The sequence below is a fragment of the Pannonibacter carbonis genome (assembly GCF_003012935.1).
Taxonomy (GTDB): Bacteria; Pseudomonadota; Alphaproteobacteria; order Rhizobiales; family Stappiaceae; genus Pannonibacter; species Pannonibacter carbonis.
This window is the reverse complement of record NZ_PUDR01000005.1, coordinates 311,919-322,666: the sequence shown is the minus strand read 5'-3', so window position 1 is coordinate 322,666 and position 10,748 is coordinate 311,919. Positions and strand designations below refer to the sequence as shown.

The following is a 10,748-nucleotide window of genomic DNA, read 5'->3' as shown; positions in this document are numbered from 1 at the left end:
ACGGCCTCCAGCGCCACGCGGGCCTTGAACCCAGCATCATGGTTCCTGCGTTTCTTCATGTCCTGATCTCCTCGTTCTTGGAGACCAGCAGACGTCAGATCGTAGCTTCCGTCACTGTCCGATTTTCCGGGGGTAGCTTACAGAATGGGCATGGCGGTGCCCGGAGGGCATAAGAGCCGCCGAGCTGTCAGTCACCGATCGCCAAGGTTCCGCGACTATTTTTTTCCCGGTCCGCTGGCGGATCGGGGCGGGACACGTGGCCCGCTCCGAAGGGTCGGAAAAAATCGTCGTGGAAGGGCGTGAGGCTACCCCTGCCGGATCACAGGGATGAGCATATCGGAGCCGTCAGCATCGCGCCGCAGCAGGCGGGACGGCGGGAATTCGCGCATGGTGAGACCGGAGGAGAGGGCAGCCGCAGGAGGTTCCGTATAGCGGGAACCGGGACCGACTGGCCCCGGCGAGACATTCCATATTGTTGACACTACTTTTCGCACACCGTACACATCATTGAACCCGCGAATGTATCTGGAAGTGTCTGGGAATGCGGGGTGCCTTGGAATTCAGGGCTTCGGGATGTACACGGCCTTTCCTCCCTCCGGGCCCACCATTTTCAGATGTATTCTGCGCCGTTGCGTTAAGTGTGGCACCTTAACTCGCAGTACAATCAAGCCTAGGTCGGCTGTTGCAGGGCCCTTGTGATGCCAGCACCTTTTCGTACGACTGGATCAACTTGGGCCCAAAGCTCGACACAAAGCTCATGCAATAGTTCATGATCTGCTACAGGACCAAATCGATTGCTGATGTATCGGCTATGAATGTATAGGTCTGCTATTTCGCAAAAAGCGGTAATGCCGAATTTTGTTACTTTTAGTCCATTTTCCATTGCATACTCAAACAGCTTCTCAAAGTTATGTGTTTTTATGTCTTTAATTGCTACTCCGGTTGATAACAAATAAGATTTTAAAAGCAACTCTATCGCATGGAAAAATAAAAAATCAACTGGCGCGTCTGGGTGGGTGCAATCTCTTTGGGTTTTCTGCAGTGATCGCGCCGAAGTCCAATAGGAGTGTCCGTAGTTCAACATTCCAATTGGAGTTAGGAGAAATGATTCATTCATGTTTTCATCTCCTTAATCAGGGTTTTATATTCTTGATCCTCTCATCCTTCCGAAGTTAAAGGCAGCTCGGCAGGTTCCCTCTTTGGTGTTTTCCACAGAGGTCAGTCCTCCTATCTCCTCATCCGCTTGCGTCGACTATGTTGTGCATTAATACTTGACTCCACACCTCATATTTTAATACTCCCTCCCATAACGGTGCAGCGCGGATGGTGCGCGCCGGATTTGCCAGCCCAAAGCAAGCGATCCCTTCCTTGAACCGCGGTCCGGACTGAAACGTCGCGGGCCTTTCGGGAGCCTTTTCATGTCTGTTGCTCCAGGGCGCGATGCCCTTTGGCTGGCGAGCGTCGCCGGCCTCGCTCTCCTTTGCGCCGCAGCCGGTGCGTCGCCGGCGCTGGCCCAGACGGTCGGCCAGACAGCCGGCCAGTCAGGCAGCCAAACCGGCGGTCAGACAGCGGCCAAGCCCGCGTCCGGGTCCCTTGCGGCAACGACTGCGGCACCTGCCCCGGCGGCGGCTGCCGAGGCTGCCCCGCTGCCCGAGGCCGGGGGCCTCATCACCCAGCTCAGCCGCATCACGCTGTTTGCCGACCGGCAGGAAACCGCCGTGCTGGATGTGCCGGCGCATGTGTCCGTGGTGACAGGAGAGGAGCTGAAGCAGCTCGGCATTTCCGACATGCAGCAGCTGACCCGTTATCTGCCCGGCGTCACCGTGCAGCGCCAGACCTCGGCCACCGATCCGTTCAACACCTTCTCCGGCTTCACCATCCGCGGTGTCGGCGGCAACCGGGTGCAGATGCAGGTGGACGGCTCGCGCGTCGCCGAGCGGATCACCGACGGCACCCGCGACTATCTCGACTTCAACTTCGTGCGTCAGGTGGAAGTGGTGCGCGGCCCGGCCTCTGTGCTGTGGGGCGCCGATGCGCTGGGCGGTGTCGTCGCCGTCGAGACCCTGGACCCGGAAGACGTGCTGAAGGGCCGCAAGATGGGCGGCGAGGGCCGCGTCGCCTATGACAGTTTCAACAGCTCGGGCCTTGCCTCGGGCGTGTTCGCGCAGCGCTGGTCGGAGACCTTCGCGGTGATGGCGGCCGTGTCGCGGCAGGCAGCCAAGGAGGCCAAACTCTCCAACGCCCGCGCCGACGGCGGCATCTATGGCTGCCCGCGCGTGCTCTCTGCCGGCCAGCTGCCCTGCGACAAGCTCGACCCGATCAATGCCGACAGTTATCGCGGCCTGTTCAAGTTCGTCTGGACGCCGTCGAACGAGCACCGGCTGGAGGCCTCGGCCGACCTTCTGCGGCGCACGACCGACGTGGACTACACCCGCACGCGCGGGGTCCAGACCAACGGCAATGTCATCACCGGCTATGACCGCGACCTGACCCTGACGCGCAACCGCTTCGCGCTGGAACACAGCTGGACGCCGGACAGCGGCTTCCTCGACGAGCTGAAGACGACGTTCGCCTACACGCCGCACAAATATGACCGCAAGGGCGTCCAGACAGGACGCAACCGCGCTGGTCAGGGTTATGTCCTGCAGGATTATCTCTCCTACAAGGAGAACTTCTTCGAGCTGGATGTGCAGGCAACCAAGCGGTTTGACCTCGGTTCCACCGACCACGAGCTGACCTTCGGCTTCGATGGCGACTATTCCAGGGTCGACTACACGCGCCTTGACCGCACCACCAACCTTGCCACCGGCGCGGTGACGGAGGCGCGGGCGGGCGGCTTCAACTTTGCCAATTCCGACACGCGCCGGGCCGATGTCTATGCCCAGCACAAGATCGGCCTGTTCGACAACAAGCTGGAGCTGACGCCGGGCCTGCGTCTGGCCACCTACCGCATCAATCCGCGTCCGAATCCGGATTACAAGGTTGTGCCCGGCTCCGAGCCGCGCGTGCGGGAGGATACGGCGCTGCTGAAGAGCCTCGGCGCGCTCTATCACATCGATGACACCTGGTCGGTCTGGGGCAAGTACGGCGAAGGCTTCAAGATGCCGACGGCGCAGCAGCTCTTCACCTCCGTGCCCGGGGCCAGCTTCGACCAGATCCCGGCGCCGAACCTGAAGCCGGAAAAGGTGCGCAGCCTCGAGGCCGGCGTCCGCGCCCAGATCGAGCGGGGCTACCTGTCGATCACCGGCTTCCGCGCCGACTACACCGACTTCATCGAGAGCTTCTACAACCCGCCCGGCACCAATGACTACACCTACCGCAACCTGTCGGAAGTGGCCGTCTGGGGCGTGGAAGTGGAGGGCGCCTATGGCCTGACCCAGGATCTCACCGCCACCGCCAGCGTCGCCTGGCAGAAGGGCACGCAGAAGGCCGCAGCCGGCGCTGCCTCGACGCCGCACACCCTGCCGCCGCTCACCGCCGTGCTCGGCCTCAGCTACGCGCTGCCGCAGTACAACCTGACGCTGGATGCGATGACCCGCATGGCCGCGCCGGTCTACGAGACCTCCTCGCCCACCGGCTTCAAGCCGGGCGGCTATGCGGTGCTCGATGTCTTTGCCTCCTGGCAGGTCACCGAAATGGCAAGCCTTGATCTCGGCGTGAAGAACGTCTTCGACACCCGCTATTTCGAGGCCTCCGCCGCCGGCATGACCACGCGGCCGACCTCGGCCATTGCCAACCAGAACCCGCTCGAGCTGCAGACCGGCCCCGGCCGCACCTTCCAGGCCTCGTTCAACGTGAAGTTCTGATCCGATGCGCGCTGTTCTTGCCCGCATTTATCGCCTGACGCGGCTTGCCGCGTCAGGACCCGGCGCGCCGGTGGCGCTTGTTCTTTATGCCGTGGTGCTCGGGCTGCAGTTTGCCGCCGTCTGGGTGTCGGTGCAGATCATCAGCTGGTACAGGGCCTTCTATGACGCGCTGGAACGGCGGGACGCCGCAGAAGCCCTGCTCCAGGTCGGCCATTTCGCCGCGCTGACTGCGGCTGCCGCCGCGTGTTTCCTTGTTGGCGACTGGCTGCGCAAACGGCTGCAGATGCACCTGCGCGCGCGGCTGACGGCTTGCATGCAGGATGCCTGGCTTGCCAACAAGGCCTACTGGCATCTGCGCCCCGGCTTTTCGGCGCAGCCGGTGGACAATCCGGACCAGCGCATTGCCGAAGACTGCCGCAAGTTCATCGAGCGGCTGCTCATCGAAACGCTGGACGTGATCTCAAACGCGGTCGCCCTTGTCTCCTATGTGGCGGTGCTGTGGTCACTTTCAGCCGTGCCACTCAGCTTCCACCTGTTTGGTTTCGACGTGGAAATTCCGCGTTACATGGTCTGGGCCGCCTTCCTCTATGTGGCTGTGTCGAGCCTCCTGACCCATTTGCTGGGCCGGCCGGTCAAGGGGCTGGTGTTCCAGCAGGAGCGCTGCGAGGCGGACTTCCGCCATGCTCTGGTGCAGCTGCGTGAAGGCACGGACGAAATTGCACAGTCTTCCGGCGAGGAGGCCGAGCGCCGCCGCCTTGAGCGCAGGTTCGGCGAGATCCGCCACAACTGGCACCGGCTTATCCGCGCCGAAGTCATCCTCGGCCTGTTCGTCCGGCCTTACATGCAGACGATCCTGCGCATTCCGACCTTTCTGGCCTTGCCCATCTACTTTGCCGGAAGCCTGACCCTCGGCGGGCTGATGCAGCTGGCGCAGAGCTTCTCCACCACCGCAACGACCCTGAGCTGGTTCATCTTCTCCTACCGGGATCTCGCGGAATTCGTGGCGGTGTCGGAGCGTCTGGATGATCTTTTGGCGCTGACGCGCAATCCGCAGACGCCTGGGGGCGTGCCGCAAGCGATCACGCGGGGGCCAGCCCCCGGCGGCGGCATGAAGCTGCAAGGTGTGGCGCTCTCCACTCCGCAGGGCAGGCGGCTGGCTCCGGTTCCGGATATGACGCTGCAGCCCGGTCAGAGCCTCTGGGTGGCCGGGCCTTCAGGGGCCGGCAAGAGCACGCTGCTTGCGGCGCTCTCCGGCCTCTGGCCCTTTGGCGAGGGCCGCATCAGCGTGCCCGAAGGGCCGCGCCTCGTGCTGCCGCAGACCCCGCGTGTCTTCCCCGAAGGTCTCGCTCATGCCGTGACCTATCCACGGGAGCCGGAGGACGTGGGCCGTGACGCCATCGAGGCGGCCCTCCGGGAGACCGGTCTGGGGCACAAGCTCGCAGCGCTCGATCTGCCTGGGCCAGAGGGTTATGCGGGCCTCTCCATGGGCGAACGCCAGCGTCTTGCCCTGGCGCGGGTCTTCATCCACCGGCCTGCCGTGCTCATCCTGGATGAGGCGACCAGCGCCCTTGATGCCCGCAGCGAGGTGGACCTGCTGGCCAGGGTCAGGGCCGAACTGCCCGGCGCCACGATCATCTGCGTCGCCCATCGCCCGCCCGAAGGGCTCGCGCCCTTCCAGATCCTCGCCCTTGACCCCGCAGCCGCCGCCGACCGTTCAAGTCAACCGCTGCCAGCCCCACTTGCCGGAGCCCTCGCATGACCGATCAAGTCAAACGCCACCGTCTCGACGTCCAGCCTGCCGCCGTCTTCCCGCTGCTTCCCGGCCTTGGCCGCATCATGGTCATTGTGCGGAGCGCCGGCAGCCTGCACGAGCGCATCGGCCCCCTCGACACGGCCGAGATCACCGACCACAGCGTCACCCTGTCCGGCGCCTGCCACGCGGCCGTCATCGACCTCAATTCCCTCGACAGCCTGCACTACGACACCTCCTCGGTGATGAAGGACAAGGTCCTGCCGCGGCTTGATTTCATGACCGCCAGCGGCGAGCCGGGCGTCTCCGTCGTGGGGCTGGAGGGGGCCGAGCCCTTCGAGACGGCGCTGCGCCTCTTTGCCCGCATTCCGGCTGTCGCGCCCGAGCGGGCCGCCGCCGAGGCCACGCCGCCCGAGACCGGGGGCGATCCCGCCGCTCCGGTGCTTGAGGCGCTGGTTGGCGGCGATCCGGTGACGATCCGTTTCGAGACCGCCAGCGTGCGCCAGCAGTGGCAGGGCAAGGTCGAGGCGGTGAAGCCGATGAGCGGCTTTTTCAACATCATGACACCGGATTTCCACCTGCACCTGAAGGCCGGCACCGTCGCCGCCTGGCACGAAGCGGACGGCTGGCGCCATGCCCTGGACGCTGAGGGCAACCGCACCGGCCTCGCCATCGGGCCGCTCGCATGAGCGGGGCCGTCATGACCCCCGGCCAATGGATCCGGCCGTCCGACGGGGCCGTCCTCGCCCATCCCGAGGTGCTCGCCCGTGCTGCCCGCGCCGGTGTGGTGCTCCTGGGCGAGCAGCACGACAAGGCGGCGCAGCACCGCTGGCAGCTGCATGTTCTGGCCGGCCTCCTCGCCCATCGCGCCGACATCGCGGTCGGCTTCGAGATGGTCCCGGCGCGGCTTGATCCGGTGCTGGCGCGCTGGGTGGCGGGTGAGCTGACCGAGGCCGATTTTCTCGATCAGGCCGAATGGGGCACGGTCTGGGGCTTCCCGGCCGAGATTTACCTGCCGCTGTTCCGCTTCTGCCGGCAGTTCCGCCTGCCGATGCTGGGGCTCAACTGCCGCCGCGCGCTGGTGACAGAAGTCGGCATCGGTGGCTGGGACGCCATCCCTGACGCCGACCGGGACGGGGTGACGCCCGCACTGCCTGCGACCCCGGCCTATCGCCGCTTCCTGTTCGAGTTCACCGGCGGCGGCGCGCCGAACCGCAAGGTCACCAGCCCCGACGATCCGGCCTTTGACCGCTTCGTCCGCGCGCAGCAGGTCTGGGACCGCGCCTTCGCCTGCCGCATGGCTGAAGCCCGCGCGGCGAGGGGCGCGCCGCTGGTTGTCGGCATCATCGGCCGGGGTCATCTTGAATTCGGCCATGGCACGCCGGCGCAGCTGGCTGATCTCGGCCTCGCGCATGTCACGGTGCTCTTGCCGCACACCGCGCCGGAGAGACCGGCGCCTGGAATTGCCGATGCGGTCTTCGTGATGGATCCGCTGGACATGTGAGGCCGCGCGCGACGACACACGGAGAGGCACACCGAGTTGCACAAGGCGCGGCACAAAAGGCCTGCCATCGCGGCGCATCTGGTCTAGGCTTGGGGCTCGACTGTTTGGGGTTCAAATGCCCGAGGCCTCGCCATGCTGCGGTTTTCTGCCAATCTCGGATTTCTCTTCACGGACCGGCCGCTGCCCGAGGCCGTCGTTGCGGCGGCGCGGGCCGGGTTCGATGCAGTGGAGCTGCACTGGCCACACGTGGGCCCCGGCGCTGTTCCGGCGGATGAGCTGAAATCCGCGGCCGCAGAGGCGGGCCTGCCGATCCTGGCGCTCAACACGGCAAGGGGCGACGTCGCGGCGGGCGATTTCGGCCTCTCGGCCCTGGCCGGACGCGAGCGCGAGGCGCGCGCGGCCATCAATGCGGCGATTGCCTACGCGGCAGCCTGCGGGGCAGGGGCCGTGCATCTGATGGCCGGCAAGGCCGAGGGCCCTGAGGCGCACGCAGCGTTCCTCGCCAACCTGCGCCACGCGCTCACCTCGGCCCGGCCGCAGGGCCTGCGCATCCTGCTGGAGCCGATCAACACCTTCGACGTGCCCGGCTATTTCGTCTCGACGGTGGACCGCGCCCTGGCGTTGATCGAGGAGATGGGCGGGGAGGCCGAACTCCTGCTCGACTGCTACCATGTCGCCCGCATGGGCGGAGATCCAGCCACCGCCATCGCCGAGGCCTTCCCGAAGATCGGCCACATCCAGATCGCCGGTGTGCCCGACCGCGGCGAACCCGACCAGGGCACGCTCGCCTATCCCCCGCTCCTCGACGGCCTCCAGCGCCTCGGCTACACCGGCCACATCGGCGCCGAATACCGCCCCCGCATGTCCGGGGCTGGCGGAACAGAAGCCGGCCTCACCTGGCTTGCGGCGTTCCGGAAGGGGAGGGGTGCAGGATAGGTCTTGCCAACGCGGCGCAGTCCGGAAACACTGGCTGGACGAGTGAACGTGATCACATTTTCCGTTGTCAGAGACCCGAATGCTGAAATCCCTCGATCTTCTCACCGCCAATGACCGTCCGGGACAGCATGCAAACTCCTGGTACGCGGCGACGGCCGGGTGGAAGACCGGGTATCCGGCGCTGGCCGGCGAGGTGACGGCCGATGTTGTCGTCGTCGGTGGCGGCTATACGGGGCTCAGCTCCGCGTTGCATCTGGCGGAGGCCGGCCTGTCGGTGGTCGTGCTGGAGGCGCATCGCATTGGCTGGGGCGCCTCGGGCCGCAATGGCGGGCAGGTGGGCTCCGGCCAGCGGCTCGACCAGATCACGCTGGAGGATATGGTCGGCAAGTCCGACGCCCGGCTTTTGTGGGATCTTGCCGAGGACTCCAAGGCCATTGTCCATGAGCTGATCGGCAAACATCAGATCGACTGCGACTACCGGCCTGGCATCCTCTACGCCGACCACCGCCCGGACATCGCCCGCGAGCACGCGGACTACGCCGAGCATCTGGCGCAGCATTACGGTTATCACGACATCGAGGTGCTGAGCCGCGCGGCCATCCAGGCGCGTCTGGCCAGCCCGCTTTACCACGGCGGCGCGCTGGACAAGGGGGCAGGGCATGTGCATCCGCTGAACCTTGCCCTCGGCATCGGCCGGGCGGCCGAGCGTGCCGGCGCACGGATATTTGAAGCCTCGACCGTCACCGGTTACCGCAATGACGGCGGCAAGATTACGGTTACGACGGCCGGCGGGCAGGTCAAGGCCAGCCACATGGTGCTGGCGTGCAATGGCTATCTCGGCAAGCTTGAGCCGAAGGTTTCGGCCCGCGTCATGCCGATCAACAATTTCATCATTGTCACCGAGCCGCTTGGCTCTGAGCGTGCCGAAGCCCTGATCCAGGGCGGTGTGGCGGTGGCCGACAGCAAGTTCGTCATCAACTACTTCCGCATGACCCATGACCACCGCCTGCTCTTCGGCGGCGGCGAGACCTATGGCTACTGGTTCCCGGCCGACATTCCCGAATTCGTGCGCAAGCCGCTGAAATCCGTGTTCCCGCAGCTGGCCGATGTGCGCATCGACTATGGCTGGGGCGGCACGCTGGCGATCACGCCGAAGCGGATGCCCTATTTCAGCCGGCTCGCCCCCAATATCTTCAATGCCTCTGGCTATTCCGGCCACGGCGTTGCGATGGCCTGTCTCGCCGGGCGCCTGATCGGCGAGGCTGTTGCGGGCAATACGGCACGTTTCGAGGTGTTCGAGCGCATCCGCATCCCGTCCTTCCCCGGCGGGGCCAGCATGCGCTTCCCGCTGCTCGTTCTGGCAATGACCTGGTTCTCGCTGCGCGACCGGCTCGGGATCTGACCCCATGATCGACGAGCCCGGCCTTCCGATCGGTAGTTTCTGGGAGGAAAGCGTCGGGCCCCTCGTGCCGGATCCGGAGCTGGAGACGGCGAAGGGCGAGGCGTTGGCGGTCGATGTTGCGATTGTTGGCGCGGGCTACACCGGCCTCAACGCGGCGCTTCGGGCGGCGGAGCTTGGCGCCTCCGTTGCCGTGCTCGATCGGCATCAGGTTGGCTATGGGGCATCGGGGCGCAATGGCGGCTTCTGCTGCATCGGCGGGTCGAAGCGGTCGCCGGAAGACCTGGTTGCCACCTACGGCGAGCATGAGGCGCAGCGCTTTGTGGCGCTGCAGGTGGACGCCATTGCCCATGTGGGCCGGCTCCTCGACAAGCACGTCATTTCCGCCGATCAGACAGGAAGCGGCGAACTGGTTCTGGCGCACAAGCCGTCGGCGCTGAAGGCGCTTCGTTCGGAGAGCGCCTTCGTCAACGCCCGCTTTGGCCTCGGCAGCCAGATGCTGACGCCCTCCGACCTTGCGGCACGAGGCCTGTCGGCGTCCGGCGTTCATGGCGGCATGTTCACCCCGCACGGGTTCGGTCTCAATCCGCTGAAATATGTCCGCGGGCTGGCGCGGGCGTTGCGCGAGGCGGATCAGTCGATCTTCGGCAATTCGCCGGTGCTTGATATCGTGCCGGAGGCGGGTCGCTGGCGGGTGGAGACGCCGAAGGGCCGGCTGCTGGCGCGCCGGGTCATTCTGGCCGGTAACGGTTATCTGGGTGAGGATCTCCTGCCCTGGCTCGAGGGCCGTCTGCTGCCGGTCATGTCCAATGTCATGGTCACCCGCGTTCTGACGCAGGAGGAGCGGTTGTCGCAGGGCTGGACCAGTCCAGTGATGAGTTCGGACAGCCGCACGCTTTTGCATTACTTCCGCCTCTTGCCTGACGGCCGGATGCTCTTTGGCATGCGTGGCGGCATCTTCGGCTCCATGCGGGAGACGAACCGGCTGCGGCGCCTCATCCGGTCGGACTTTGATGCCCTGTTCCCGGCGCTCGCCCATGTGGAGACGACGCATTACTGGTCGGGCCGGGTCTGTCTGGCGCTGGATCTCAACCCTTATGTTGGCGGCGTTCCCGGCTACCCCGGAGTGTTTGCGGCCCTTGCCTATCACGGCAATGGCGTGGCGATGGGCTCGAAGGCCGGCGCGCTTGCGGCCGAACTGGCGCTGGACGAAACCCCGCCCTGGCAGGTGCCGCAGGTCCTGCGCGGCCCCTTGCGCTCCTTCCCCCTCGCCCCCCTGCGCCGCCACTACCTCCAGGCCGCCTACTGGTGGTACGGGCTGAAGGACTGGCTGGGGTAGGTGCGCCACGCCCA

Annotated in this window: 8 protein-coding genes; 7 read left to right on the top strand and 1 reads right to left on the bottom strand. The window is 65.6% G+C overall.

What is annotated here, in order from left to right; translation table 11 throughout:
* Nucleotides 1-670: 670 nt before the first annotated feature.
* Nucleotides 671-1,117, bottom strand: coding sequence for a HEPN domain-containing protein (locus tag C8348_RS21850; RefSeq protein ID WP_108724194.1), 447 nt, complete (start codon nt 1,115-1,117; stop codon nt 671-673).
* Nucleotides 1,118-1,418: 301 nt separating this feature from the next.
* Between C8348_RS21850 and C8348_RS09780 the strand changes: the two genes are divergently transcribed.
* The 7 genes from C8348_RS09780 to C8348_RS09750 all read left to right on the top strand — a co-directional run bounded on the left by C8348_RS09780 (nt 1,419) and on the right by C8348_RS09750 (nt 10,734).
* The gene (locus C8348_RS09780) at nt 1,419-3,806 is read left to right on the top strand and encodes a TonB-dependent hemoglobin/transferrin/lactoferrin family receptor (protein ID WP_106753126.1); all 2,388 of its coding nucleotides are present in this window, start codon (nt 1,419-1,421) and stop codon (nt 3,804-3,806) included.
* A gap of 4 nt (nt 3,807-3,810) precedes the next feature.
* A complete protein-coding gene (locus tag C8348_RS09775) occupies nt 3,811-5,565 on the top strand; it encodes an ABC transporter ATP-binding protein/permease (RefSeq protein ID WP_106753125.1) in 1,755 nt (584 codons plus the stop codon).
* Complete coding sequence (locus tag C8348_RS09770; protein ID WP_106753124.1) at nt 5,562-6,245, top strand: ChuX/HutX family heme-like substrate-binding protein; 684 nt, start codon at nt 5,562-5,564, stop codon at nt 6,243-6,245. The genes C8348_RS09775 and C8348_RS09770 overlap by 4 nt, the downstream gene beginning before the upstream one ends.
* A complete protein-coding gene (locus tag C8348_RS09765) occupies nt 6,242-7,060 on the top strand; it encodes a ChaN family lipoprotein (RefSeq protein ID WP_106753123.1) in 819 nt (272 codons plus the stop codon). Before C8348_RS09770 ends, C8348_RS09765 begins: the two co-directional genes overlap by 4 nt.
* Before the next feature lie 132 nt (nt 7,061-7,192).
* Nucleotides 7,193-7,996 (top strand): hydroxypyruvate isomerase family protein, encoded by an 804-nt coding sequence (locus C8348_RS09760; RefSeq protein ID WP_106753122.1) that lies wholly within the window; start codon nt 7,193-7,195, stop codon nt 7,994-7,996.
* A gap of 79 nt (nt 7,997-8,075) precedes the next feature.
* Complete coding sequence (locus C8348_RS09755) at nt 8,076-9,398, top strand: NAD(P)/FAD-dependent oxidoreductase (RefSeq protein ID WP_106753121.1); 1,323 nt, start codon at nt 8,076-8,078, stop codon at nt 9,396-9,398.
* Nucleotides 9,399-9,402: 4 nt separating this feature from the next.
* Nucleotides 9,403-10,734 carry an NAD(P)/FAD-dependent oxidoreductase gene (locus C8348_RS09750; RefSeq protein ID WP_106753120.1) on the top strand — a complete coding sequence of 444 codons (1,332 nt, stop codon included), beginning with the start codon at nt 9,403-9,405 and terminating at the stop codon, nt 10,732-10,734.
* Nucleotides 10,735-10,748: the final 14 nt, after the last annotated feature.